The following is a 26,053-nucleotide window of genomic DNA, read 5'->3' as shown; positions in this document are numbered from 1 at the left end:
GACCGCCCGCCGTCGCGGCACCACGGCCGCCGACGCGGCAGGAAGACCACGCAACTACGTGCAGTGAAGCTTGAAGGTGATTTCGAGTGTTCCCTTCAACCCGGCAGATGATCTGTCGATCTTAAGAGTTAGATCTTCAGCGTTCCCTCTGCACAGTCACCCAAGCGAGTGAATTTTCAGATCACCTCTCCGTAAAACCCCTCAGAAGTTTCGTTTTTTCACTTCCGCCCCATGGCCCCCTCTCGAATGAGCGTCCCTCATGAAGAGCTGTAAGGCATAGTGACAGGTAGCACAAATCCGCGTAGCCTTCTGATTCTGGTCCTCTTACCTAAGGTCAGAACGACGGCCTGCGAACGACCTGAGGCGCCACAAGGAGATCACCATGTCCGATGTCGATCCGATGTTCTACCGCCAACTCCTGAGCTCGCAGCTTCAAGCAGCTCGCAAGAAGGCGGGGTACTCACAGCTGGACGTCGTGAGAGAGACCGGGTGGTCCCCGTCGAAAGTAATGCGCCTGGAGTCAGGGCGGGTCAAGATTTCCATGACCGACCTCAAGGCCCTGACGAACTATTACAACCTTCCCCCAGAGGATGCTGCGGTGTTGAAACAGGCCGCAGAATCGGCACGCCTGCAGCCGTGGTGGTATGACTACCGGTCTCTTTTGTCGGAGGGATTTCAGTCCTACCTAGGATATGAGGCATCCGCAGCAGTGATCCGCAACTTCGAGGCTCTCTTCATTCCTGGCCTACTTCAGACCGAGGGGTACGCACGAACCATCCTCCAACAATCAGTCGTGGAGGAAAAAGAAGAACTGCTCGACCTTCGAATGAAACGTCAGGAACGCATGCTCGTCGAGTCTTCAGAAACGGAACTACGGTTCCTTATCGATGAGGCTGCCCTGCGGCGGGTTGTCGGAAACCCGGCGGTAATGGAGGCGCAACTCGACCACATTGAGTCGACGAGCTCACTGAATCACGTGACAGTGGGAGTAGTGCCCTTTGCGCGGGGACTATACCCGCTCCTGCGTTCACCCTACGTAATTTTCGAGTTCTCCAGGGCCGAACAAGAAAGGGTGGTATATCTCGAAAACCCTGACGGAAGCGTCATCCTCAATAACAAGGCGATCGTCGGCGTACAGCGCAGCGTAGAGGACTATATCGAGGCTTTTTGGGAGGTGGAAAACGAGTACGCACGCCCCTTCAGCGAATGGCGAGAGGCTTCAGCGCCCGCTACCATCCCGCCCGACATCTCATAATTCTGGCGCGCTAGAGCTTTCGCTTGACAGGCGACAAAAATGAATTCCAAGCAGATAAATCGAAAGAAAGGCGCAAACCGTTAGAATCTTTAGAGTCCCTGACTAAAACACAACTACCCAGCAAAACCTCGACACAATTGTCATCTGGACCACTAGCGGAACTCTTTCGCCACACCGTCGTCGGACCCGAAGAAGTCACCACTCCCCCAACTCTGCACCATGGCGCCCTCAGTACGCACAGGCTTCTGCCTTCAGTATGACGGCACGAGCAACCAGTGCCAAGGAGTCAAATCACGGCGCCTCACCGCGAAAGGCAGGGAACTAAGAAAAGTCCAAAACTCTACTATGAGCCCGCGAAGCGGCAAGGTCTTTTCTAGCCATTGATGCGGGAGATCGTTTCCACGAGAAGGGGAGTACTCGGCTAGCCGGCAAGCATCGCCCGAGCACTCCCCTCACGAAGCACCGTCGTCCACACAATCGAACTAGGAAGCCTCATGACAGATACTAACGTGCCTCACGTCGCACGCCAGAGCCACAGCGGAGCGGGCCCTCGATGTGCGGAGATAGTCCGCTCAAGGCGAGGTGTCTGATGACCCCGCCTCCCTCGGGTGGGCTCGCACACCGGGTCCTTGTTGTCCTCTTAGCTGTGTTGCTCGGGCTCTTAGCGGGCTTTGCAGCGGGTGTAGTGGCTGCAGTGCTCCATGCCGGCATCCTGGTCGCAGCCCAGTCCGCGGGGTGCACCTTTATCGCCGTCACCCTGCTGGTGTTGGAGATCCGCGACCGTTTGCGGGAGCCCTAATCGCCTACTGGAAGCCCTACTAGGCTGACAGCAGGCTCGTCACCGCTGCGGCGCTTCCAAGGAGGCCCTCGCGCAAGGCCGGGCGAACACGAAGGTGTCAGTCCTTCCACGGAGGCGACGGCAAGCGTCACCTTCCCAGCTCCCAGCTGAGACCAGAACTGAGACCGCGAGCACGCCGACTGGGCGCCGCCGAACTCCGTCGACATCGTCAAAAAAGCAAAAGCCCCAGGTCACGGCGAGTGAGTCCTGAGGCTTCTACAGAGCCGCCTTCGGGATTCGAACCCGAGACCTACGCATTACGAGTGCGTTGCTCTGGCCAGCTGAGCTAAGGCGGCGCGCTGTCCACACCATGGTGCGGTCAGCAACGTCGGCAAGTCTACACAGTTTCCGGGGGTGCTCCGCACGTGCCTTCGGGGCGCCCCCGGACGGTCCGGTGATCAGGACTAGGAGCAGCGTTTCCCGTCCGTGGGAGGGGTTCCGCGGAGGAGATACGTGTCGATCGCGGAGTCGATGCAGGTGCTCCCGCGGCCGTAGGCGGTGTGGCCGTCGCCCTCGTAGGTGAGGAGGCGGGCCGAGGAGAGCTGGGCGGCCAGGGCGCGGGCCCAGCGGTAGGGGGTGGCCGGGTCGCGGGTGGTGCCGACCACGACGATCGGGGCCGCGCCCCGGGCCTCGATGCGGTGCGGCTCACCCGTCGCCCTGACCGGCCAGTACGCGCAGCTGAGGGAGGCCCAGGCGAGGCCCTCGCCGAAGACGGGGGACGCCTCCTCGAAGGCCGGAAGGGCCTTCTCGACCTCCTCGGGGCTGCCGTAGGCGGGCGGGAGGTCGAGGCAGTTCACGGCGGCGTTGGCCGGCATCAGGTTGCTGTAACGGCCCCCTGCATCACGCTCGTAGTAGCTGTCGGCGAGGACCAGCAGCCCGGCGCCGTCCTTCTCCTTCATCGCCGACGTCAGTGCCTCACGCAGTTGCGCCCAGGAGCTCTCGTCGTACATCGCCGCGATCACGCCGGTGGTGGCGAGGGCCTCGCCGAGCCTGCGGCCGTCCGCGTCGCCGGTGCGGATCGGGCGTGCGTCCAGCTTTCCGAAGAACACCTTCAGATTCCGGCCGACCACGGCGGGCGTCGTGCCCTTCGTGCCGAGCGGGCAGTCCGGCTGCTGGACACAGTCCTTCGCGAACGACTGGAACGCCGTCTCGAACCCCGCCGTCTGGTCGAGGTTCATCCTGCGCGCGGGCAGCGAGGGGTCCATCGCGCCGTCCAGCACCAGCCGCCCCGCGCGACCGGGGAACAGCCCCGCGTACGTCGCCCCGAGGAACGTCCCGTACGACGCCCCCACGTAGTTCAGCTTCGTGTCGCCCAGTGCCGCCCGCACGATGTCCATGTCCCGGGCCGTCTCGATCGTCGACACGTGCCGCAGCAGCGCCGGCGAGTGCTTGCCGCAGCTTTCCGCGAACTCCTTGTAGGCGTCGACGAGTTCGGTGGTCTCGCGTGCGTCGTCGGGGGTGCTGTCCGTCTGGGTGTACGTGTCCATGTCCCGCCCGTCGAGACATTCGACGGGCTCGCTGCGGCCCACTCCGCGCGGGTCGATCGCGACCATGTCGTACCGGGCCCGGACCGCGGCCGGGTAGCCGATGCCGGCGTACGCCTGGAGGTAGCCGATCGCCGAGCCGCCCGGTCCGCCCGGGTTCACGAACAGCGACCCGAGGCGCGAGCCCGGCCCGGTGGCCTTCTTGCGGGAGACGGCGAGCCGGACGTCCCCGCCGGCCGGCTTGTCGTAGTCCAGCGGCGCCTTCAGCGTGGCGCACTCGAAGCCGGGGACTCCGCAGCTGCGCCAGCGCGCCTTCTGCCCGTAGTACGACGTGAGCGCAGCAGGTGTCGATCGCGGCAGCGCGGTCAGCGCCACCTCGGCGGCCGAGGTGGTGGAAGTCGTCGACGCGCCGAGGGAGCAGGCGGAGACAAGGAGCGTGGAGATCACGAGGAGGGCGCCGCCGGCAAGGACTGTGCGGGTCTGACGCGGATGGGCCTCGGGTGCCTGAGGAGTGCGGGCCGTGCGTGCCTGCCGGGCGGGAAGGTTCCGGCTGGTGCGGCGGGGGTTGAGCCTGATGCGCATCGAGCGAGCCTAACTGTCCGCGTTGGATCACATGCGCACCGTGAACCATCCGGCCCGTACGAGTGACTCCGTCAACCTGTGATCACCTGTGCTCCTCAGCCCTCTCTGAGTGCCATCGCCATCGCCTCCACCGCGAGCAGCGGGGCCACATTGCGGTCGAGGGCCTCACGGCAGGCGCCGATCGCCTCGATGCGGCGGAGTGTGCTCTCCGGGGAGCTGCCGCGGGCGAGTCGCTCCAGGGCGTCCTCGGCGTCGCCGTTGGCGATCGCCACGCGGGAACCGAACTGGAGGGCGAGGACGTCGCGGTAGAAGCCGGTGAGGTCGGTCAGTGCCAGGTCGAGGCTGTCGCGCTGGGTACGCGTCCTGCGGCGCTTCTGCTTGTCCTCCAGGTCCTTCATCACGCCCGCGGTGCCGCGCGGCATCCGGCCGCCCTCGGTGGCGCCCATCGCCGTCTTCAGCTCGTCGGTCTCCTTGCCGTCCCTCTCCTCTGCGAGCTGTTTGGCGTCGTCTGCCGCAGCGTCGACGAGTTCCTGAGCCGCCCTGAGGCAGCCGCCGACGTCCTCGACGCGCAGCGGCATCTTCAGCACGGCGGCGCGGCGCTGGCGGGCGGCCGGGTCGGTGGCGAGACGGCGCGCCCGGTCGACGTGGCCCTGGGTGGCACGGGCGGCGACCATCGCGGCGGCGGGTTCGATGCCCTCCCGGCGCACGAGCATGTCGGCGACGGCGTCGACGGAAGGGGTGGACAGGTTCAGGTGCCGGCAACGGGAGCGGATCGTCGGCAGGACGTCCTCGATGGAGGGGGCGCACAGCAGCCACACCGTCCGCGGGGCGGGTTCCTCCACGGCCTTGAGGACCGCGTTGGCCGATTTCTCGTTCAGCCGCTCGGCGTCCTCGACAAGGATGATCTGCCAGCGGCCGTTGGCCGGCGAGGTGAAGGACTTCCTCACGGTGTCCCGCATGTCGTCGGCGAGGATCTGGCTGCCGACCGCCGCGACGGACGAGACGTCGGCGTGGGTGCCGATCAGGGCCGTGTGACAGCCGTCGCAGAATCCGCAGCCGGGAACTCCGCCGAGGGCCCGGTCCGGGCTGACGCACTGCAGTGCGGCGGCGAAGGCCCTCGCCGTCTGGTTCCGCCCGGCCCCGGGCGGTCCCGTGAACAACCAGGCATGGGTCATCTTCGACGCCTCGGGCGGCGGGGCGCCGGTGACGACGGCGGTGACCAGGGCGTCGGCGTCCCGGGCAGCGGCCCCGAGCTGCTCGCTCACCCTCTCCTGGCCGACCAGGTCGTCCCATACGGTCATGGGTCACGCCGCCCTTTCGTCATGTGTCGCGCTACGCAGTCCATTGTGGAGGCGGCCACTGACAACGAGCCGACGGCCGGTTGTCGGCTGCGGACCGACGGGGCGCGGGGAACTGCGCGATCCGCCACGACGAGCCCGCACCCGGAAGACGGCCGCTACCGCCCCCGACGCCGACCCCGGTCGTCCCCATAGTCGTCGTCGTGCGGGCCGAGCAACTCGTCCGCCAGCGACGGCAGGTCGTCCAGCGGCGTCTCCTCGGCCCAGTCCGACCGGGCCCTGCGCCGAGGCGTCCCCTCCGCGTCGACCTGCGGCAACTCCCGCGTCCGCTCGGCGTCCCGGAAGTACCCCGGCGGCACCCGATCCGCGGGCCCGTCCCCGGTCACCGGAGGCAGCACGGCCGTCTCGTCCGCGGCGTTCGACGGCACGGGGGGAAGCACCGCGGTCTCGTCAGCGGAGCCCGGCGGCACAGGCGGCAGCACGGCCGTCTCATCGGCGGAGCCGGGAGGCACGGGCCGCAGCACCGCGGTCTCTTCCGCCGCACCCGGAGGTACGGGCGGCTGCGGAAGCTCGGTCGTCACCTCGGAGTCGGCGCCACCGGAGCCGGAGGCGGAGCCAGTGCCGGACTCACCCCCGTGCCCGTCACCGTCCCCCTTGTTCATCCGAATGCGAGGCAGCACAGCCGTCTCGTCCACCGGCCCGCCCGACGCGTTCGTCGGCGTCACGACAGGCGTGGGCACGGTCGCCGCATCCAGCCCGGCCGCCGGAGTGGCTGCCTGCTTCGGTCCCGCCTCCGCCGCCGCGGCCGCGGACTCGGCGAGCCGACGAGCCTCCTCGGCCCGCAGCAACGCCGCCTCGGCCTTGCGCTGCTTCTCCACCCGCCGTTCCTCGGCCTCGGCACGCAGGCGCGCCTCCTCCGCGGCCCGCTTACGGGCGGCCTCTTCCTGGACCTTGCGCCGTGCCTCTTCCTCGGCGCGCGCCTTCTCCTCGGCGAGGAGACGAGCCCGCTCCTCCTCAGCCCGCCTGCGCGCTTCCTCGGCACGCAGTCGTGCCTCCTCCGCCTGCCGCTCGGCCTCGCGGCGCTGGGCCTCCTCCAGCTCGCGCCGCTTGCGCTCCTCCTCCTCGGCCTTCAGCCGGGCGAGTTGCTCCTGGCGCTCACGCTCCAGGCGCTCCTCCTCGGCCTTGCGCGCGGCCTCTTCCTCGGCCTTGCGGCGCGCCTCTTCCTCGGCCTTGCGCCGGGCTTCCTCCTGCTGCCGTATCTCCTGTTCGGACAGCGGCAGCATCTGGTCGAGCCGATGCCGTACGACGGTGGAGACGGCCTCGGGTTCCTGTCCCGCGTCCACGACCAGGTACCGGCCGGGGTCGGAGGCCGCCAGGGTGAGGAACCCGGACCGCACACGCGCGTGGAACTCCGCCGGCTCCGACTCAAGCCGGTCCGGCGCCTCGGTGAAGCGTTCGCGGGCGATCTCCGGGGACACGTCCAGCAGGACGGTCAGATGCGGCACCAGACCGTCCGTCGCCCAGCGGTTGATGCGGGCGATCTCCGTCGGGGACAGGTCGCGCCCGGCGCCCTGGTACGCGACCGAGGAGTCGATGTACCGGTCGGAGACCACGACCGCGCCGCGCTCCAGCGCGGGCCTGACCACGGTGTCCACGTGCTCCGCGCGGTCCGCCGCGTAGAGCAGCGCCTCCGCGCGGTGGGACAGGCCCGCGCTCGACACGTCCAGCAGGATCGACCGCAGCCGCTTGCCCACCGGGGTCGCCCCCGGCTCGCGCGTCACCACGACCTCGTGCCCCTTGTCCCGGATCCACTCGGCGAGCGCCTCGGCCTGAGTGGACTTCCCGGCCCCGTCGCCGCCCTCCAGGGCAATGAAGAAGCCGCCGTCGGCCGGCACCGTCACCGGGTCGTCGCCGCCGAGCAGCGCGTCCCGCAGGTCGTGCCTGAGCGGTACGCCGGACCGGTCGTCGACCTTGGCCAGCACCACCGCGGCGACCGGCAGCAGCAGCGCGCCGACCAGCATCAGGACGAACGCGGCGCCGCCGTGCGCGAACACGAACTTGCCGCTCTCCAGGCGGTGCGGCCCGATCGCCGCGGCCACCACGGGCGCGACCAGCGCGCCGAGCGCCACACTGACCCGCACGACCGCGTGCAGGTGCTCGGTGGTTCGCGCCCGCCGGTATTCCTCGGTCTCCTGGTCGAGCAGCGTGTGCCCGGTGTTGGCGGCCACGCCGGCGCCGACGCCTGCCAGCACCTCGATCAACAGCACGGTGGTGAGATCCGGGACGAGCCCGGCAGCCAGCAGGGCGATGCCGGTAAAGGCGATCGCCAGCGCGAGCAGCCGGCGCCGGGACAGCGCGACCAGCACCCGGGGCGCGGTACGGACACCGACCACGACGCCGCCGGTCAGCGCCGACACCATCAGCCCGTACGTCACCGGGCCGCCGCCCAGGTCCCTGGCGTGCAGCACGGCGGCGGCCACGGCGGCCGCGATCGCCCCGGCGACGGCCGCGCAGGCCGGCACCAGCAGCGGGATCGCACCGGTGCGGCCCTTGTCGACGCCAGTGCCCGTCTTGGGCCGGCGCAGCCCCTCCAGCGGCGAACGCGCGCGCGGGGTGCGGGTGTCGGGCAGCTCCAGGAAGGTCAGCAACGACAGGGACGCGGCGAACAGACCGGCCGCGACATACGAGGCGAGGGCCGCCTGGTGCTGGCCGAACCAGTCGATGCCGGAGCCCAGCAGGTTGTTGAGCAGACCGGCTGCGACGAGCGCGACGCCGGCCAGCGGGATCACCACGAAGGTCGTACGCAAGGACAGGCGGCGCAGGGCGTCCAGGTGGTCCGGCAGCGGCCGTACCGTCGCCCCCTCCGGCGGAGGAGTCGGCAGCAGGGCGGGCGCCGCGCTCTCGCGGCACACGGTCCACAAGCGCTCGGCGACACCGGTCACGAAGGCGGTCACCAGGAGCATCGCCAGCGCGTTGTCCGGCATCCAGTCGATCCACAGCGGGGCGACGATGAGCAGCGCGGCCCTGAATCCGTCCGCACCGACCATGGTCCAGCGGCGGTCGAGCGGGCCCTCGTGCGAAGTGAGCGAAGTCAGCGGGCCGAGCAGGACGGCGCCGAAGAGCAGCGTCGCCAGGATGCGCGTACCGAAGACGGTCGCCACTGCGAACGCCAGGCCTCGGTAGCCGCCGCCGAACGAGCCCTCGGCGATCGCCGTCTGGAGGGCCAGCAGCACCAGCACCAGAAGTGCGAGGGTGTCACCGACTCCGCCGACGAGCTGGGCGCTCCACAGGCGTTTGAGCTGGGGCCTGCGCAGCAGGGCGCGGACGGCGCGCTCGCGGGAGTCCGCGACCAGGGCGTCGTCGGGGGCCGGGTCAGGGGCCGTTGGCTGCTCCGCGGAGGTCATGCTTTCAGCCTATCGGCAGCCACCGACAGCCCGGGGCGCGCGTCCGCACGTGCGCACGCCCCGACACCAAAGTGATGCCGGGGCGTTTGTTTTGCGAAGCCTGCGCAAGCGGCACGGAGAAACCGCGCCGGACCTCAGTCCTCGGACGCCGCCTTCGAAGCCGCCGCCTTCTTCGCGGTCGCGGTGGCGGTGGTCTTCTTCGCCGTCGTCTTCTTCGCGGCCGTGGTCGTCTTCTTCGCGGCCGTCGCCTTCTTGGCCGGGGCCTTCTTGGCGGGCGCCTTCTTCGCCGTCTTCTTGGCGGGCGTCTTCGCCCGCTTCTCGGCGAGCAGTTCGAAGCCGCGCTCCGGGGTGATGTCCTCGACACTGTCGCCGGAGCGCAGGGTCGCGTTGGTCTCCCCGTCGGTGACGTACGGCCCGAAGCGGCCGTCCTTGACCACGACCGGCTTCTCGCTGACCGGGTCCACGCCCAGCTCCTTCAGCGGCGGCTTGGCGGCTGCCCGCCCGCGCTGCTTGGGCTGGGAGTAGATCTCCAGCGCCTCTTGGAGGGTGATCGTGAAGAGCTGGTCCTCGGTCTGCAGCGAGCGCGAGTCCGTGCCCTTCTTCAGGTACGGGCCGTAGCGGCCGTTCTGCGCGGTGATCTCCTGGCCCTCGGCGTCGGCGCCGACGACACGCGGCAGCGACATCAGCTTGAGGGCGTCCGCGAGGGTCACCGTGTCCAGGGCCATCGACTTGAACAGCGAGGCCGTACGCGGCTTCACCGCGTTCTTGCCGGTCTTCGGGGTGCCCTCGGGGAGCACCTCTGTGACGTACGGGCCGTAGCGGCCGTCGCGGGCGATGATCTGGCGGCCCGTCTCCGGGTCGGCGCCCAGCTCGAAGTCGCCGCTCGGCTTGGCGAGCAGTTCCTCGGCGTGCTCGACGGAGAGCTCGTCCGGTGCCAGGTCCTCGGGCACGTCGGCCCGCTGGTGGTTCTCGGAGTCCTTCTCGCCGCGCTCGATGTAGGGGCCGTAGCGGCCGACCCTGAGCACGATGTCGTTGCCCACGGGGAACGACGACACCTCTCGGGCGTCGATGGCGCCCAGGTCGGTCACGAGCTCCTTGAGGCCGCCGAGGTGGTCCCCATCGCCGTTGCCCGCGTCGGCCGCGCCGCCCGCAGCGGGGCCGGCAGCGGGGCCCTCACCGAAGTAGAAGCGCTTGAGCCACGGCACGGACTTGGCCTCGCCGCGGGCGATGCGGTCGAGGTCGTCCTCCATCCTGGCGGTGAAGTCGTAGTCGACGAGCCGGCCGAAGTGCTTCTCCAGCAGGTTGACCACGGCGAAGGACAGGAAGGACGGGACGAGTGCCGTGCCCTTCTTGAAGACATAACCGCGGTCGAGGATCGTGCCGATGATCGACGCGTACGTCGACGGGCGGCCGATCTCGCGCTCTTCGAGCTCCTTGACCAGGCTGGCCTCGGTGTAGCGGGCCGGGGGCTTGGTGGCGTGCCCGTCGACCGTGATCTCCTCGGCGGACAGCGGGTCGCCCTCGTTCACCTGGGGCAGGCGGCGCTCGCGGTCGTCCAGTTCGGCGTTCGGGTCGTCGGCGCCCTCGACGTACGCCTTCAGGAAGCCGTGGAAGGTGATCGTCTTGCCGGAAGCGCTGAACTCGACGTCCCGGCCGTCGGCGGCGGTGCCGGCGATCTTCACGGTGACCGAGTTGCCGACCGCGTCCTTCATCTGGGAGGCGACCGTGCGCTTCCAGATCAGCTCGTAGAGCCTGAACTGGTCGCCGGTCAGGCTGGTCTCGGCCGGGGTGCGGAAACGATCACCCGAGGGGCGGATCGCCTCGTGCGCCTCCTGGGCGTTCTTGACCTTCCCGGCGTACGTGCGCGGGGCCGACGGCAGGTAGTCGGCGCCGTACAGCTGGGTGACCTGGGCGCGGGCGGCGTTGATCGCCGTCTCCGACAGGGTCGTGGAGTCCGTACGCATATAGGTGATGAAGCCGTTCTCGTACAGCTTCTGGGCCACCTGCATGGTCGCCTTCGCGCCGAAGCCGAGCTTGCGCGAGGCCTCCTGCTGAAGGGTCGTCGTACGGAACGGGGCGTACGGCGAGCGGCGGTACGGCTTCGACTCGACCGAGCGGACCGCGAAGCTGGTGTCCGCCAGGGCGGCGGCCAGGGCGCGGACGTTGGCCTCGTCGAGGTGGAGGGTGTTCGCGCTCTTGATCTGTCCCAGGGAGTCGAAGTCGCGGCCCTGTGCGACGCGCCTGCCGTCGACGGCCGCGAGGCGGGCGACCAGCGACGACGGGTCCGAGGAGTCCCCCGCGCGGCCGGTCGCGAAGGTCCCCGTCAGGTCCCAGTACTCAGCAGAACGGAAAGCGATGCGCTCGCGTTCCCGCTCCACCACGAGCCGGGTCGCGACGGACTGGACACGGCCCGCCGACAGCTTCGGCATGACCTTCTTCCACAGGACCGGCGAAACCTCGTAGCCGTAGAGACGGTCGAGGATGCGGCGGGTCTCCTGGGCGTCGACCAGCTTCTGGTTCAGCTCACGCGGGTTGGCGACGGCGGCCTGGATCGCGGCCTTGGTGATCTCGTGGAAGACCATCCGCTTGACCGGGACCTTGGGCTTGAGGACTTCCTGGAGGTGCCACGCGATGGCCTCGCCCTCGCGGTCCTCATCGGTGGCGAGGAAGAGCTCGTCGGAGTCCTTCAGCAGGTCCTTGAGCTTCTTGACCTGGGCCTTCTTGTCCGCGTTGACCACGTAGATCGGCTGGAAGTCGTTGTCGACGTCCACTCCGAGGCGGCGCACCTCACCGGTGTACTGCTCGGGTACCTCGGCGGCGCCGCTGGGGAGGTCGCGGATGTGCCCGACGCTCGCCTCGACGACGTATCCGGGGCCGAGATAGCCCTTGATCGTCTTCGCCTTGGCAGGGGACTCGACGATGACGAGTCGGCGGCCGCCCTTTGCGGTCTCGCTGGTCGGGGACAACTTCGCTCTTCTCTCCGGTCGACACTGGGGGGTCTCCCCCGGCCTTGTTCCCGGGGTCGGGTCATGCTGACGCTGCGGAGTGTGACGGTACATCCCGCCCCCGTGTCAAACGGGAAAAGCCCACAACGGCCACTCGAACGGTAACCCGACTACCGCCATTCCTGCCGCCCGGAGTCCTCACCGGCCTTTTCGAGCTCATCCGGAGGGCGATCTCCCAATTACCGGTCGAGCTGCTCGCGGAGGCTTCCCGCCAGGCGTCCTAGAGGCGGGTGAAGCACCATACGGCGAGGGCCAGCGTGCTGAGCGCGACGAGGGTCGCGAGGGTCGCGGATGCGACGGGACTCACACCGTGGGCGACGGGTTCGCGATGGCGTACACAGGCCGCGGTCCACACCAGCAGCCCTCCTCCGAACAGGGCGAACACCACTCCCGCGAAGACCGCCGGTCCGCTCTCCATGGTTCCCCGTGCCCCTTTTTCTCCCGGCTGCGCGTGCGCCTTCCATGGAGGCTGGCACGCGCGGACGGCGGCCAGGCGAACCCCGGGTGAACGCCGGGCCGACACGGCCCGCGAACCCCTCGGACCGCTCCCGGCCGACCGCCCGGCCCGCGCCCCGGGCCGGTCACGGATTCCGTCCGATTCTCGCCGGGTTCTCACCCGGATCCTGCTCTCACCCGCCCGCGGCAGCGCACCCCGCCGCCCACCACCCGGCAACGGCCACGGCACCGCGCCCGCCGCTCAGGGGCGGCAGGTCACGCCGGCTCCAGGAACCCCTGCTCCACCAGCAGCCGGATCTGCGCGGGCGTACGGTCGCGCAGCATGACCGGGTCCTCGCCCATGAGCTGGGCGATCGCGTCGAGGATGCGACCGGCACTCATCGAGCCGTCGCACACGCCGGCGAAGCCCGCGCCGACCGTGTCCACCTTGGTGGCCCGGCGCATCCCGCGGTGCTGACGCAGCACCACGTGCTCCGGATCCTCGGCGCCGGGCAGCCCGACCTGCTCCTGGACGATCTCGGACACGAGTGTGAAGTGGGCCTCCAGCAGGGCGGCGTCGTCGTTGGCGCGCAGGTAGTCGAGGCGGTCGAAGTGCGCCCGGACGGTGTCGCCGAGAGGCTGCTCGACCGGGTGCGGCCACTCCTCCACGGTGATGGAGGGCACGGCGGAACCCGTCCTGCGCAGGGTGATCCAGCCGAAGCCCACGGCCTTCACCTTGCGCGCCTCGAACTCGTCCAACCAGGCGTCGTAGAGCGCCTGGTACTCGGCCGGGTCGCCCCGGTGGTCACCGGCGTCCCTGAGCCAGAGCTCGGCGTACTGCGTGACGTCCTGCACCTCGCGCTGCACGATCCACGCGTCGCACCCGCGCGGCACCCACGACCTGAGCCTGTCCTGCCAGTCCTCCCCCGCGACGTGCTGCCAGTTGGCGAGGAACTGCGCGAACCCGCCCTCGTTCAGCAGCTCCCCCGCCCCCTGAACGACCGAGCGGCACAGATCGTCCCCGCCCATCCCGCCGTCGCGGTACGTCAGCCGCGCGCGGGGCGAGATCACGAAGGGCGGGTTGGACACGATCAGGTCGTACGTCTCCCCCTGCTTGAGCGGCTCGAACAGCGAGCCCTCCCGCAGATCGGCCGCCGGGGCACCGGACAGCGCCAGGGTGAGCGCGGTGATGTGCAGCGCGCGCGGGTTGAGATCGGTGGCCGTCACGCGCGTGGCGTGCTGTGCCGCGTGCAGAGCCTGGATCCCGGAGCCGGTGCCGAGATCGAGGGCGGCACCGACGGGTGTGCGCACGGTGATGCCTGCGAGCGTCGTGGAGGCACCGCCCACGCCGAGCACGACACCCTCGTCACTGTTGCCGATGCCCCCCGCGCCGCCGACGGCACAGCCCAGGTCCGACACGATGAACCAGTCCTCGCCGCCGGGTCCGCCGTACGGCCGTACGTCCACGGTCGCGGCCACCTCGTCCCCCGCGCGCACCAGCCACCCGCTCTCCAGACACGCGTCGACGGGCAGAACGCCCTCCACGCGCGTGTGCGGCACCGGTTGCTGGAGGAGGAACAGGCGGACGAGGACCTCCAGCGGGGTGTCCCCGCGGGTGGCCCGGAGCGCGGGCACGGTCTCGCTGCGCGCGAGGGCCGCGTACGCGGGAGCGCCGAGCAGTTCGAGCAACCCGTCGGCGGTGAAGGAAGCCCCGAGCAGGGCGTCCCTCAGCCGGGCGGTGGCGTCGGGGCCGGCGGAGGCGGGGGCGGCGGGCAGCGCGGGCAGACTGGAGGTACTCACGCCCCCATTGTGGCCCGCGCCCGCCCCGTCGGAACGCCCCACGGAGCGACTCGCGGGCCCGCTCGGTCCACGAGACCCGGGGTACCCACGGGAGCTACGAGGCCCGGGGTACCCACCCGGACGGTCAGCTGCCGGTGGCCGAGGCCGACGCCCCGGTGGAGGCGGAGACCTGCTTGCAGCCCGGCTGGTCGGCCAGCGCCTGCTTGGTGTCGCCGGACTCCAGCTCCTTCAGCGCGGCGAGGGCCGTCTGGCGCTGCGCCTCCACCTTCTGCATCTGGGCCGAGACGTCCTTGAGGCCGGTCGCGAACTTCGCCTGGTCCTTGGTGTTGAGCCCGTCCACCTGAGTCTTCATGTCGGCGTAGGACGCCGAGAGGGCGTTGAGCTGCTTGACGGCTTCCTGGAGCTTCTTCGCGCCGTCCTCGGCACCGGGAGGCGCACCGGCGTTCTGGATGACCGTGCCGCGCGCCTTGTAGCCGTCGGACAGGTCCTGGAAGGCCTGGGAGTCGGCCTTCTGGAGCTCCGCGGGGGTGCTCTCGGTGTCCTCCGCCGCCTTGGTGATCGCGTCGTAGGCCGCCGTGATCTTCTTGTTCTGGGCCGGCACGAGATCGCAGACCTTCTTGGCCCAGGCGTCGAGCTCCTTGTTGTCCTCGCTGCCACCGCATGCCGTCAGCGTCAGTACCAGTACCGCACCGCTGGACAGTGCGGCCGCAAGCTTCTTGTTCACCGGATCGGTCCCTTCCGTGGGCTCTCAGCCCCCGGACCATACACAGCACCGGCACCACACCCACGCACCGAATACCACGTACAGACCCTTTTACAGCTGTTTACACCAGGCGAGACAAGCCTCACGGCCGATCGGCGGGCGCGCACAAGGAGGGCGGGCGGCGCATGAACACGCGCCGCCCGCCCGCCCCTTGAGCTGGGACTCGTCGAAGGGCCTACGAAACCACCGCAGGATCCACCGACTTGGCAGCCTTCTTCTCGTTGTCTTCGTCACCTACGGCGATGCCGCGCCGTTTGGAGACGTAGACCGCGACGGCGATCACGAGGAACGTGACACCGGCGACGAAGATCCGTACGCCGATGCTCTTGTCCTCGCCGTAACTGAACTTGATCACTGCGGGCGCGATCAGCAGCGCCACCAGATTCATCACCTTCAGCAGTGGGTTGATCGCGGGACCGGCGGTGTCCTTGAACGGGTCGCCGACGGTGTCGCCGATCACCGTCGCGGCGTGGGCCTCGCTGCCCTTGCCGCCGTAGTGACCGTCCTCGACGAGTTTCTTGGCGTTGTCCCAGGCCCCGCCGGAGTTCGCCAGGAACACCGCCATCAGCGTGCCCGAGCCGATCGCGCCCGCCAGGAACGAGCCGAGCGCGCCGACGCCGAGCGTGAACCCGATGAAGATCGGCGCCATCACGGCGAGCAGACCGGGCGTGGTGAGCTCGCGCAGGGCGTCCCGGGTACAGATGTCGACGACCTTGCCGTACTCCGGCTCCTCGCTGTAGTCCATGATCCCGGGATGTTCGCGGAACTGCCGCCGCACCTCGTACACCACGGCCCCCGCCGACCGTGACACCGCGTTGATCGCCAGCCCCGAGAAGAGGAAGACGACCGCCGCGCCCGCGATGAGGCCGACGAGGTTGTTGGGCTGCGAGATGTCCATCGTCAGGCTCATCGGCGCGCCGTTCCCGCTGAGTTTCTCGCCGACGTCCTGCGCGCCGGTCGTGATGGCGTCACGGTACGACCCGAAGAGCGCCGATGCCGCGAGGACCGCGGTGGCGATGGCGATGCCCTTGGTGATGGCCTTGGTGGTGTTGCCGACGGCGTCCAGGTTGGTGAGCACCTGCGCGCCCGCGCCCTCGACATCGCCGGACATCTCGGCGATGCCCTGCGCGTTGTCGGAGACCGGCCCGAAGGTGTCCATGGCGACGATCACACCGACCGTGGTGAGCAGGCCGGTGCCGGCCAGCGCCACCGCGAACAGCGCCAGCATGATCGAGGTGCCGCCGAGCAGGAACGCCCCGTAGACGCCGAGGCCGATCAGCAGGGCGGTGTAGACGGCCGATTCGAGGCCGATGGAGATTCCGGCGAGGACGACGGTGGCGGGCCCTGTGAGCGAGGACTTGCCGATGTCCTGGACCGGACGGCGGGTCGTCTCGGTGAAGTAGCCGGTCAGTTGCTGGATGACGGCGGCGAGCAGGATGCCGATCGCCACCGCGACGAGCGCGAGGATCCGCGGGTCGCCGCTCCTGCCGCTGATCGCCGTGTCGGTGACGCCGTCGAGGTCGGCGTACTTCCCCGGAAGGTAGACGAAGACGGCGATCGCCACCAGTACGAGCGAGATCACCGCGGAGATGAAGAACCCGCGGTTGATCGCGGACATGCCGCTGCGGTCGGAGCGGCGCGGTGCCACCGCGAAGATGCCGATCATCGCGGTGAGTACGCCGATCGCCGGGACGAGCAGCGGGAAGGCGAGCCCGGAGTCACCGAAGGCCGCCTTGCCGAGGATCAGCGCGGCGACCAGGGTCACGGCGTACGACTCGAAGAGGTCGGCCGCCATGCCCGCGCAGTCGCCGACGTTGTCGCCCACGTTGTCGGCGATGGTCGCGGCGTTGCGCGGATCGTCCTCCGGAATGCCCTGCTCGACCTTGCCGACCAGGTCGGCGCCGACGTCGGCGGCCTTGGTGAAGATGCCGCCGCCGACCCTCATGAACATCGCGATGAGCGCGGCGCCGAGACCGAAGCCCTCCAGGACCTTCGGCGCGTCGGCCGCGTACACCAGCACCACACAGGAGGCGCCCAGCAGACCGAGCCCCACCGTGAACATGCCGACCACGCCGCCGGTACGGAAAGCGATCTTCATGGCTTTGTGCGAGACGGCGGTGAGATCCTTTTCCGGCTCACCTTCCGCCGGAGTGGCTTCTCGCGCCGCCGCGGCCACACGCACATTGCTGCGCACGGCGAGCCACATGCCGATATAGCCGGTGGTGGCCGAGAACGCCGCGCCGATCAAGAAGAACACGGATCGGCCTGCGCGCTGATTCCAGTCGTCCGCGGGCAGCAGCATGAGCAGGAAGAACACGACGACGGCGAATACGCCGAGCGTGCGCAACTGGCGTGCCAGATAGGCGTTCGCGCCCTCCTGGATCGCCGTCGCGATCTTCTTCATGCTGTCGGTGCCCTCGTCGGCCGCGAGTACCTGGCGTACCAGGACACCCGCCACCACGAGCGCGGCGAGGGCGACGACCGCGATGACCGCGATCAACGCCCGGTTGTCGTCGGTGAGCACCGCAGCCGCGAGGGTTGTCGGGTGGTCAAACTGATCAGGGGTAGAAAGCCCCGCCATTCGTCCTCCTTGACGCTTGGGCTGAGCTCAAGATGTGGACGGATTGTAGGTACCCCGCTCTGATCAAAACAGGGCGCGGCAAACGGAATCTGCCTTTACGGAACCTCAAAGCAGTAACGCCCCGAAGGCATTGGCGATCAATTCACTGATCATTCGTCGACCACCCGCCCGATCGTGAATCAATTCACGAAAAGCATCGCACCAGACCACTGTAGGCACAGAGAGCCCACGCCGACATGCGGAAGGGCCCCACCGAGTGGTGGGGCCCTTCCGCATGTCACGCCGAGTCGAACAGATATGGGAATAAAAAATAAAGAATCAGGAGAGCGCCGCGGCCGGCGATGTGGTCGGCCAGGTCATACGGATCTGACCGCCGTGCTCCCCTGCGGTGACCTCGACGTCGTCGACGAGGCCACTGATGACCGCGAGGCCCATCTCGTCCTCCTCGGCCTCGGCATCGAACTCCTCACCCGCGGCGCCCGGTGCCCGGTCGCCCGGGGACGAACGCGGCGCTTCGTCGCCGACCTCGATGGAGAACTGCTTCTCCTCCTCGATCAGCAGCACCTGGACGGGCGCGGTGATGCCGCCGTTCTGGTGCAGTCCGACGGCACGGGTGCAGGCCTCGCCGACAGCGAGTCTGACCTCGTCGAGAACGGCCTCGTCCACCCCGGCCCTGCGCGCCACCGCTGCCGCCACCAGCCGGGCGGTCCTGACATGCTCGGGCAGCGCGCTGAAACGGAGTTCAACGGTGGCCATACGTCCCCCTCGGAACTACGGGCGTGCTGTCGAGGGACCGGGCTGCCGAAAGCCCGGGCCCCCTCCTTGTACTTCTGTCGACGTCCTGCTGCCGCCCCGGGCATGGGCCCGGGAAACCGGTCAGTCGGTCGCCGCCACCGCTTCCTCGACCGAGGTGTGGATCGGGAACACCTTGGTGAGGCCGGTGATTCGGAAGATCTTCAGAATGCGCTCCTGGTTGCAGACCAGGCGCAGCGAGCCCTCATGGGCACGCACCCGCTTCAGGCCGCCGACCAGTACGCCGAGTCCGGTGGAGTCGAGGAAATCCACGCCCTCCATGTCGACGACAAGGTGGAAACTGCCGTCGTTCACCAGCTCGACCAGCTGCTCGCGCAGCTTGGGCGCGGTATATACGTCGATTTCGCCACCGACCCTGACGATCGTGCGATCGCCGACGGTCTCGGTCGACAGGGACAGGTCCACGGATCCTCCAGCACCTTGCTATCGAGCGGTCGCCCCTTGGGACACCTCGGCAGAGCCCCCGGGACGGTTCGCCAGCCGCGATGGCATTCAATCACTTACCGGCAGGCGTGCACGACGCCTTGGTCCCATTGTCCGTCACGCCAGTGACACACTCGGTGCCGATGGCCAAGAATCTCCGATCCGATCGACCCACGACGGACCCCGGTTCCCGCCCCGCACCGAGCACGGTCCTCGACCGGCTCGCCGCCGGGCCGAGCCGGGCTGCACGCATCACTCATACGGAGCACTTGCCCCCGCGTGAGGGCCGCCATGCCGTCTGGCCCGACCGGATCCGCTCGGAGGTCATCGCGGCAGTCCAGGCGTGCGGTATCGAGCACCCCTGGGCCCACCAGGCACTCGCGGCGGAGCACGCCCTGGACGGCGAGTCGGTCGTCGTCGCCACCGGCACCGCCTCCGGCAAGTCGCTGGCCTACCTCGTGCCGGTCCTCTCCGCCCTCCTGGACGGCTCGGAAGCCCCCAACGGCCGCGGCGCCACCACGCTCTACCTGGCGCCCACGAAAGCGCTGGCGGCAGACCAGTGCCGCTCAGTGAAGGAACTTTCACAACCGCTGGCCAATTCGGTGCGCCCTGCCGTCTACGACGGCGACACGCCGTTCGAGGAACGCGAGTGGGTCCGCCAGTACGCCAACTACGTCCTCACCAACCCGGACATGCTCCACCGCGGGATACTCCCGTCCCACCCGCGCTGGTCCTCCTTCCTGAAAGCACTCAAGTACGTCGTCATCGACGAGTGCCACACCTACCGGGGCGTCTTCGGCTCCCACGTCGCCCAGGTGCTGCGCCGGCTGCGCCGCCTGTGCGCCCGCTACGGCTCCTCTCCCGTCTTCCTGCTCGCGTCCGCGACCGCCGCCGAGCCGTCGGTGGCCGCCCGCCGCCTCACCGGCCTCCCGGTGGTCGAGGTCGCCGACGACGCCTCACCACGCGGCGAACTGGTGTTCGCTCTCTGGGAGCCCCCGCTCACCGAGATGCAGGGCGAGAAGGGCGCGCCCGTCCGCCGTACGGCCACCGCCGAGACGGCCGACCTGCTGACCGACCTCGCCGTGCAGGGCGTGCGTTCGGTCGCCTTCGTCCGCTCCAGGCGCGGCGCCGAGCTGATCTCGGTGATCGCCCAGGAACGGCTGGCCGAGGTCGACCGCTCCCTCGCCCGGCGCGTGGCGGCATACCGCGGCGGCTACCTTCCCGAGGAGCGCCGCGCCCTGGAACAGGCCCTCCATTCGGGAGAGTTGCTGGGCCTCGCCGCCACGACCGCCCTGGAACTCGGCATCGACGTCTCCGGACTGGACGCCGTACTGATCTGCGGCTACCCCGGCACCCGCGCCTCCCTGTGGCAGCAGGCGGGCCGGGCCGGACGCTCCGGCCAGGGGGCGCTGGCCGTCCTGGTCGCCCGCGACGACCCCCTGGACACCTTCCTCGTCCACCACCCCGAGGCCCTCTTCGACCAGCCCGTGGAGTCCACGGTCCTCGACCCCGACAATCCGTACGTCCTCGCCCCGCACCTGTGCGCGGCCGCGGCCGAACTGCCCTTGACGGACGAGGACATGGAACTGTTCGGCCCGTCGTGCGAGGACCTGCTGCCCCAGCTGGAATCCGCGAAGCTCCTGCGCCGACGCACCAAGGCCTGGCACTGGACCCGGCGGGAACGGGCCGCCGACCTCACCGACATCCGCGGAGAGGGCGGCCCGCCGATCCAGATCGTCGAGTCCGGCACGGGCCGCCTCCTCGGCACGGTCGACGCGGGCGCCGCCCACACCACCGTCCACGAGGGCGCGGTCCACCTCCACCAGGGCCGCACCTACCTGGTGCGGTCGTTGGACCTGGAGGACTCGGTCGCCCTGGTCGAAGCGGCGAACCCGTCCTACTCCACGGTCGCCCGCGACACGACCTCCATCACCGTCCTCGAGACGGACACCGAGATCCCCTGGGGCGACGGCCGCCTGTGCTATGGCTCCGTCGAGGTCACCAACCAGGTGGTCTCCTTCCTCCGCAGACGTCTGATGACCGGTGAAGTGCTCGGCGAGACGAAACTCGACCTCCCTCCTCGTACGCTGCGCACCCGCGCGGTCTGGTGGACGGTCACCGAGGACCAGCTCGACGAGGCCCGGATCAACCCGGAGATCCTCGGCGGCGCCCTGCACGCCGCCGAACACGCCTCGATCGGCCTGCTGCCCCTCTTCGCGACCTGCGACCGCTGGGACATCGGCGGCGTGTCGGTCCCGCTCCACCCCGACACGCTGCTCCCTACGGTCTTCGTCTACGACGGCCACCCGGGCGGCGCGGGCTTCGCGGAGCGCGCCTTCCACACCGCCCGCGCCTGGCTCACCGCCACCCGCGAGGCCATCTCCTCCTGCGAGTGCGACGCCGGCTGCCCGTCCTGCATCCAGTCCCCCAAATGCGGCAACGGGAACGACCCCCTGCATAAACGGGGAGCAGTGCGACTGCTCACGGTGCTGCTGCGGGGAGCCCCCGACGAGGGCGCGAGTGCGGAAGCGGAGGTGCCCGCCGACAGGGTGAGCGCGGAAGCAGAGGTGCCCGGGGTGCCGCGGGCGAGTGCGGAGGCGGGGCTGCCCAGGGTGCCGGGAGCGAGGGCGTAGCAGGATCCACCCGCAGTGCCAGGGACGAATGCGTAGCGGATCCGTCCGCAGTACCGGCGGCCAGGGCGTAGCAGATCCACCCGCAGTACCAGCGGCGAGGGCGTAGCGGATCCGTCCGCGGTGCCAGGGAACCGGGACCGCGGACGGCCCTCGCCCGGATGCCGGGAAGGGGCTGGCTGCCTGGTCGTCCCGGGGCCGGGCGGGGCTCACAGCCCCGCCCTCCCCGAGGCGCCGGAACGAGGCTGACTGCCCAGCCTCCTCCGGACGCCCGCACGGCGCTCACAGCTCAGCCTCCCCAGGCGCCCGCTGTGGGAAGGGCAAGGCACCGAATCTCACCCCGCAGCCGGTGCCGGAGCTCCCGGAACCGCCGGATCATCAGGAGGCGACGCTCCGTCCGGGCCCCGTGGAAGCGGAGCCCCCGAGGGGACCGGCCCCGCAGGTCCCGCTCGTGCCCTGACCTCCGCCGTGAACGGCCCTCTCCCGGAAACCGCCGTCACGTCCGAGATCTCGCCGACCACCGCGCACCGCACGAGCCGCACGCCCTGTGCTCTCGCCACCCCCTCCGCCCGGGCGCAGGCCGCCCCGAGACCGTCGGACCAGTGGTCCGCCGCCGCGAGCGCCGCGAGATCCGCGCCGCCGGCCGCCCGGTGCCGTACGACGACGGCCTGCCCCAACGCCAGCACACCCCCGAACACCACGCACAGCACCGCGATGGCACCGACACTCCACACGGTGGCGGAACCCCGGTCCGCCTGGCCGGCGGCAGCGTGGGCGCCGACGAGCCGGGCAACGGCGCGTCGGGCCTTGTCGAGGCAGACAGCGGCGAAGCCGGCGAAAACAGTCCAGGCATCGGCAAGCCGGCCGCCGAGGGACCGGACGAAGGCGTGACGGGTGCCGGCCCGAGAACCGTGGGCGGACCGGACGAGCACGCCAAGGGCGCCAGCCCTGCAACCGCCCACAGACCGGACAAGCACACGGCGGGCACCGGCCCGACCACCGTCGGCAGACCGGGCGGCGGCAGACCCGCCTTTTCTCTGCCTCGTAGGGACCACCCCGCGCTCCGAGGCGCCACCCCTCGCCGCAGCGCCGCTCATCCCCCTGCCTCCACCGTCTCCTCCGCCAACGCCACGGCCTCCTCGCGTACTTCGAAAGGCAGGCCGTGCAGTGCGGGCGGTTTCGCGACGACCACCACACGGACCTGGTCACCCTCGCGGGCGACCGTGACCTGCGCATCGCGCGGGGCCGTGTCCCGGGCCACCCGGACGACCGCGTCGGCGGGGTCCTGACGGGCCGCCGCCCGAGCACCTGCCCGGGCAGCGTCCACGCACTGGATCTGTGCGGCCACCACGAGCAGCCCCCACACCAGCGCCATCGCGAACATCACCAGCACGGGCAGCACCATGGCCGACTCCGCCGTCACGAACCCCTGGTCCGACGCCCGTTCACGCCTTCGCATCGAGCGCCCGCTTCACGATGGCCTGGAGCTCCGCACTGACGGCCCCGCTCGTCACCACCTTGTAGAGCACCACCGCGAATGCCACCGCCGCGACGATCCCCATCGCGTACTCGGAGGTCACCATCCCCGCGTCCTCGCGCACCGACCGCGCCCCGCACATCGTCCTGCACACCAGGGCACGCATCCGCGCCCATACCGTCTTGTACATCTCAACCCCCGTGAGGATCAGTCCCGTTGATTACCTGTCTGCCTGCTGGTCCGCCGGTTCAGCGGCCGTCGTCCGTCATCGCCCACCTCCTCCCAGCACTCCGCCCGCGAGTCCGATCACGATCGGCAGCACGCCGACTGCGATGAACGCGGGCAGGAAACACAGCCCGACCGGCGCGGTGACCAGCACCGCCGCTCGACGTGCCCGTGCCGTCGCGGCGCGCCCCCAGTCGGCGCGGGCATCCGCCGCGAGTCCGGCGACCGGTCCGGCCGCGGGCACCCCGGTCACATCGGCGCGTGTCAGCAGCCGCGCAAGTGGTTCGGCGCCGGGTGTCGTGGCGAGCCTTCGCCAGGCGTCGCCCGGTTCGCTGCCGAGCCGCACCTCCGCCGCCCCGCGCGCGAGTCCCTCTCCCACGGGCCCGCCCAGTGCCTCGCCGACGGCCTGTGCCGCGATCACCGGGCCGGCGCCCGCCGCGATACACGCGGCCAGCAGGTCGGCGGCGAGCGGGAGTTGGCGGGCCGCCTCGCGCTGGTCGGCCTCCTGGACGCCCACGCCGGCCACCTGCCGGAGCCGCCATCGCCACAGGCCCACCGCGACGACCAGCCCGACCACCACACCGGGGACTCCGCCGACCAGCACCCACCCCGCGCACCCGACACCGACCACGGGCAGCCACCGCCGCAGGAGCTCCCGTCCCTCGAACCGCGGGCCCTCAGCCGTGGCCTGCGCGGCGGCCAACAGCTCACCCAGCCGCCGCCGCAACCTCCGCTCACGCCGTACCGCGACAACCCATCGGGTGAGCCAGGCGACCATCGCGATCCCCACGACCGCCCCCAGCCTGTGGACAACTTCCGCGCTCACGCCGCCTCAGCTCCCCGCACGATCCGCATCGCCCACCACATCCCGACGCCCTCCAGCAGGCCGCCGACCAGGAGACAGCCAAGGCCGCTCCCGGTGTGCAGCAGTACATGCAGGGGGTCGACGCCGAGGGCGCCACCCAGGCCCAGCCCCAGGGCCGGCAAGGCGGCGAGCATCCACGCCGTGGACCGCGCTCCGGCCAACTGGGCGCGCAGATCCGCCCGTTGATCCCGCTCGGCCCGCAACGCCCCTTCGAGCCGGTCCAGCCCGGCCGCGAGGCCCGCGCCCTGGTCAACGGCCACCCGCCAGCACGCGGCAAGCCCCAACAGCCCTTCGGCCCCAGGCCGCCGAGCCCCGGCCGCAAGCGCCCCCGGAACATCCCCACCGAACCGGGCCGCCGCCAGCACGACCGCCTGCGCGTCTCCGAGCCCACCCGGCTCCGGCGCACCGGGACCGGCCCACAGCCCACGCGACCACAACCCACCGGGCGGCCTCCGGAAGCGCCGCCCACCGACCCCACTGACTTCAGGCGCCGGCACTCCAGGCCCGGACCCACCCGAGCCCGCGCCGCCAACCGCCGCCCCCTCGAAGTCCCGCACGGCCCACACCAGCGCCTCGCCCGGCTGCCGCCCCGCCCGCACCTCTCCGGCGACCGCCGCGCACAGCGTGATCACCGCGTCCGTACGCCGCTCCCGCACCCGGCGCGCATCGCGGGCAAGTCGCACCCGCCGCAGCAACGGCACCCCGGCCGCCCCCGCGAGGACCGGCACCACCGAAGCCCCCAGCACCCCGAGCACCAGGCCGCCGACCGCCGCCCACCACTCGAATCCCAGTCGCCCACGAACCTGCCGCAGTTCCGCCAGCAGTTGCTGCCACGGCGGAGGTCCGACCCCCGCCACTCCGCCGCCCTCGAAGAGCGCCTGGGCCCGCCGAACGCCGGAGCGGCGCCCGCCCGACAGCCACGCGGCCGCGCCGAGGCATCCCACGGCCACCCCCATAGACCCCAGCGACATCTCATCCATCCCGGTCACCACGTCCTCTCACCGTCCGAGCCGTCATCGGCCCTCAGCAGCTCCCCGACGGCCCGGTCAGCGCCGTCGTCCCGTCGTTGCGAAGTCACCCGCCTCCCCCTCCAGCCCTCGCATCGCGCCCCCGAGCAGCTCTCGCAGCCGCTCCCACCCGCGCTCGTACACGAACGCCTCCGCGCCCCACCGCAGCGCGGGCACCGTCCGCACCAGGCCCGAGGAGTCCCGCTCCAGCACACGCACCTCGGCGATCCGGCGCCTCCCGGTCCGGTCGCGCACGAGGTGCAGCACGACCGACAGCGCGGCCGCCAACTGGCTGTGCAGCGCGGCCCGGTCGAGCCCTGCGGCCGTCCCCAGCGCCTCGAGGCGGGCCGGGACATCGGCTGCCGCGTTGGCGTGCACGGTCCCTTCTCTGAACTAACCGCTATGCCTAGCGCGCGAGCGGTCGATACCTTGTGCCGATGAACGCTCAGCGAGCCATCGAGGTCCTGACGGGGCTCAAGGAAGAAGCAGACCGGCGAGGAGTAGAACTTCGGCCGCCCGGTGAACTCGCGTCTTGGAAAGGTCGAGTGAGGTCCACCCTCATTCGAGCACTGGGGAAAGACCATCACCTGCTGACCGACTTTGAAAAAGTTCGGTACTCACTGATGGCGTTCACCAACGGAACTCCCGACTCGTCCTTTGAGAGAGCTTTTTTGGGAGGCCTGCGGAAGGCTGGTGGCATCATCGAAGCAGCTGTCTTCGAGCTGCAAGAAGCAGGAACCAGTGACGACGCGGTGGACGAAACGGCGATTGACCCTGACTTGTGGTCTCACGTTCAGAAGCATGTCCAAAATGAAGACTGGCAGACGGTCGCCAGTCAAACCGCTATCTATGTCGAAGACTGCGTTCGGAGATGGTGCGGAAACCCCCGGGGAAATAACGGCCAGGCATTGGTCGGAAAAGGTCTCTTCGCTGCCGTATTCGCTACTGATGCTCAGTATCGACTCGGCAAGGAGCCCGGCGAGTGGGAAGGGTGGCGAGGGCTGGGAATGGGGTTTGCCCAGGCGCTGAGCAATGTGGATCGCCACAACATCCAAAAGCGCGACGATGCAAAGCGATACGCATTCGGCGTTCTCGGGCTGGGGAGCCTGATCTTGTCCCAGCTCCGCCATCAGCATGGCGAGGAATTGCACGACAAGTAGACGATGGG

Annotated in this window: 18 protein-coding genes, 1 tRNA gene and 2 pseudogenes; 3 read left to right on the top strand and 18 right to left on the bottom strand. The window is 70.0% G+C overall.

Features of this window, described 5'->3' with window-relative positions:
• The first annotated feature begins 382 nt into the window (after positions 1-382).
• Positions 383-1,255 (top strand): helix-turn-helix domain-containing protein, encoded by an 873-nt coding sequence (locus tag OHT57_RS27185; protein WP_328749126.1) that lies wholly within the window; start codon positions 383-385, stop codon positions 1,253-1,255.
• 10 nt (positions 1,256-1,265) lie between these two features.
• Here the strand turns inward: OHT57_RS27185 and OHT57_RS27180 are convergent, their stop codons facing one another.
• The 12 genes from OHT57_RS27180 to bldG form a co-directional block, all read right to left on the bottom strand.
• On the bottom strand, positions 1,266-1,430 hold the full coding sequence (locus OHT57_RS27180; protein WP_328753342.1) for a DUF397 domain-containing protein: 165 nt from the start codon (positions 1,428-1,430) through the stop codon (positions 1,266-1,268).
• Positions 1,431-2,315: 885 nt separating this feature from the next.
• Positions 2,316-2,389, bottom strand: a tRNA-Thr gene (locus OHT57_RS27175).
• A gap of 108 nt (positions 2,390-2,497) precedes the next feature.
• Positions 2,498-4,159: an alpha/beta hydrolase gene (locus tag OHT57_RS27170; RefSeq protein ID WP_328749125.1), complete on the bottom strand. Its 1,662-nt coding sequence runs from the start codon at positions 4,157-4,159 to the stop codon at positions 2,498-2,500.
• A gap of 95 nt (positions 4,160-4,254) precedes the next feature.
• Positions 4,255-5,460 carry a DNA polymerase III subunit delta' gene (locus OHT57_RS27165; protein WP_328749124.1) on the bottom strand — a complete coding sequence of 402 codons (1,206 nt, stop codon included), beginning with the start codon at positions 5,458-5,460 and terminating at the stop codon, positions 4,255-4,257.
• A gap of 155 nt (positions 5,461-5,615) precedes the next feature.
• On the bottom strand, positions 5,616-8,861 hold the full coding sequence (gene tmk / locus OHT57_RS27160; RefSeq protein WP_328749122.1) for a dTMP kinase: 3,246 nt from the start codon (positions 8,859-8,861) through the stop codon (positions 5,616-5,618).
• A gap of 134 nt (positions 8,862-8,995) precedes the next feature.
• Complete coding sequence (topA, locus tag OHT57_RS27155) at positions 8,996-11,827, bottom strand: type I DNA topoisomerase (RefSeq protein WP_328749121.1); 2,832 nt, start codon at positions 11,825-11,827, stop codon at positions 8,996-8,998.
• A gap of 259 nt (positions 11,828-12,086) precedes the next feature.
• Positions 12,087-12,284: a hypothetical protein gene (locus tag OHT57_RS27150; protein ID WP_328749120.1), complete on the bottom strand. Its 198-nt coding sequence runs from the start codon at positions 12,282-12,284 to the stop codon at positions 12,087-12,089.
• A gap of 293 nt (positions 12,285-12,577) precedes the next feature.
• Positions 12,578-14,101 (bottom strand): class I SAM-dependent methyltransferase, encoded by a 1,524-nt coding sequence (locus tag OHT57_RS27145; protein ID WP_328749119.1) that lies wholly within the window; start codon positions 14,099-14,101, stop codon positions 12,578-12,580.
• A 124-nt stretch (positions 14,102-14,225) separates the two neighbouring features.
• On the bottom strand, positions 14,226-14,825 hold the full coding sequence (locus OHT57_RS27140) for a small secreted protein (RefSeq protein ID WP_328749118.1): 600 nt from the start codon (positions 14,823-14,825) through the stop codon (positions 14,226-14,228).
• 214 nt (positions 14,826-15,039) lie between these two features.
• Complete coding sequence (locus OHT57_RS27135; protein ID WP_328749117.1) at positions 15,040-17,445, bottom strand: sodium-translocating pyrophosphatase; 2,406 nt, start codon at positions 17,443-17,445, stop codon at positions 15,040-15,042.
• 318 nt (positions 17,446-17,763) lie between these two features.
• Positions 17,764-18,201, bottom strand: coding sequence for an ATP-binding protein (locus tag OHT57_RS27130; protein ID WP_328749116.1), 438 nt, complete (start codon positions 18,199-18,201; stop codon positions 17,764-17,766).
• 120 nt (positions 18,202-18,321) lie between these two features.
• Complete coding sequence (gene bldG, locus OHT57_RS27125) at positions 18,322-18,663, bottom strand: anti-sigma factor antagonist BldG (protein ID WP_006132569.1); 342 nt, start codon at positions 18,661-18,663, stop codon at positions 18,322-18,324.
• A gap of 80 nt (positions 18,664-18,743) precedes the next feature.
• On the opposite strand from bldG, the gene OHT57_RS27120 reads away from it, so the two are divergent.
• Entirely contained in the window at positions 18,744-21,314 is a 2,571-nt protein-coding gene (locus tag OHT57_RS27120; protein WP_328749115.1) for a DEAD/DEAH box helicase, read from the top strand.
• A gap of 332 nt (positions 21,315-21,646) precedes the next feature.
• On the opposite strand, the pseudogene OHT57_RS27115 reads toward OHT57_RS27120, so the two are convergent.
• The 6 genes and pseudogenes from OHT57_RS27115 to OHT57_RS27090 all read right to left on the bottom strand — a co-directional run.
• Positions 21,647-22,066, bottom strand: a pseudogene (locus tag OHT57_RS27115) (Rv3654c family TadE-like protein); the annotation flags it as partial.
• Positions 22,067-22,404: 338 nt separating this feature from the next.
• Positions 22,405-22,770, bottom strand: coding sequence for a TadE family type IV pilus minor pilin (locus OHT57_RS27110; protein ID WP_328749114.1), 366 nt, complete (start codon positions 22,768-22,770; stop codon positions 22,405-22,407).
• On the bottom strand, positions 22,757-22,978 hold the full coding sequence (locus tag OHT57_RS27105) for a DUF4244 domain-containing protein (protein ID WP_328749113.1): 222 nt from the start codon (positions 22,976-22,978) through the stop codon (positions 22,757-22,759). The genes OHT57_RS27110 and OHT57_RS27105 overlap by 14 nt, the downstream gene beginning before the upstream one ends.
• A gap of 75 nt (positions 22,979-23,053) precedes the next feature.
• Positions 23,054-23,839: a type II secretion system F family protein gene (locus OHT57_RS27100; protein WP_328749112.1), complete on the bottom strand. Its 786-nt coding sequence runs from the start codon at positions 23,837-23,839 to the stop codon at positions 23,054-23,056.
• Positions 23,836-24,858 carry a type II secretion system F family protein gene (locus tag OHT57_RS27095; RefSeq protein WP_328749111.1) on the bottom strand — a complete coding sequence of 341 codons (1,023 nt, stop codon included), beginning with the start codon at positions 24,856-24,858 and terminating at the stop codon, positions 23,836-23,838. Before OHT57_RS27095 ends, OHT57_RS27100 begins: the two co-directional genes overlap by 4 nt.
• A gap of 66 nt (positions 24,859-24,924) precedes the next feature.
• Positions 24,925-25,269, bottom strand: a pseudogene (locus OHT57_RS27090) (TadA family conjugal transfer-associated ATPase); the annotation flags it as partial.
• A gap of 53 nt (positions 25,270-25,322) precedes the next feature.
• On the opposite strand from OHT57_RS27090, the gene OHT57_RS27085 reads away from it, so the two are divergent.
• On the top strand, positions 25,323-26,045 hold the full coding sequence (locus OHT57_RS27085; protein ID WP_328749110.1) for a TIGR02391 family protein: 723 nt from the start codon (positions 25,323-25,325) through the stop codon (positions 26,043-26,045).
• Positions 26,046-26,053 lie beyond the last annotated feature (8 nt).

The sequence above is a fragment of the Streptomyces sp. NBC_00285 genome, from assembly GCF_036174265.1.
Lineage (GTDB): Bacteria > Actinomycetota > Actinomycetes > Streptomycetales > Streptomycetaceae > Streptomyces.
Note: the sequence above shows the minus strand (reverse complement) of the source record. Positions and strands in the feature narration are given on the sequence as shown.

Coding starts and splice junctions, on each gene's coding strand:
- OHT57_RS27185 (WP_328749126.1), top strand. CDS start 383: ATGTCCGATGTCGATCCGATGTTCTACCGCCAACTCCTGAGCTCGCAG.
- OHT57_RS27170 (WP_328749125.1), bottom strand. CDS start 4,159: ATGCGCATCAGGCTCAACCCCCGCCGCACCAGCCGGAACCTTCCCGCC.
- OHT57_RS27165 (WP_328749124.1), bottom strand. CDS start 5,460: ATGACCGTATGGGACGACCTGGTCGGCCAGGAGAGGGTGAGCGAGCAG.
- tmk (WP_328749122.1), bottom strand. CDS start 8,861: ATGACCTCCGCGGAGCAGCCAACGGCCCCTGACCCGGCCCCCGACGAC.
- OHT57_RS27150 (WP_328749120.1), bottom strand. CDS start 12,284: ATGGAGAGCGGACCGGCGGTCTTCGCGGGAGTGGTGTTCGCCCTGTTC.
- OHT57_RS27135 (WP_328749117.1), bottom strand. CDS start 17,445: ATGGCGGGGCTTTCTACCCCTGATCAGTTTGACCACCCGACAACCCTC.
- OHT57_RS27130 (WP_328749116.1), bottom strand. CDS start 18,201: ATGGCCACCGTTGAACTCCGTTTCAGCGCGCTGCCCGAGCATGTCAGG.
- OHT57_RS27120 (WP_328749115.1), top strand. CDS start 18,744: ATGGCATTCAATCACTTACCGGCAGGCGTGCACGACGCCTTGGTCCCA.
- OHT57_RS27110 (WP_328749114.1), bottom strand. CDS start 22,770: ATGCGAAGGCGTGAACGGGCGTCGGACCAGGGGTTCGTGACGGCGGAG.
- OHT57_RS27105 (WP_328749113.1), bottom strand. CDS start 22,978: ATGTACAAGACGGTATGGGCGCGGATGCGTGCCCTGGTGTGCAGGACG.
- OHT57_RS27095 (WP_328749111.1), bottom strand. CDS start 24,858: ATGGATGAGATGTCGCTGGGGTCTATGGGGGTGGCCGTGGGATGCCTC.
- OHT57_RS27085 (WP_328749110.1), top strand. CDS start 25,323: ATGAACGCTCAGCGAGCCATCGAGGTCCTGACGGGGCTCAAGGAAGAA.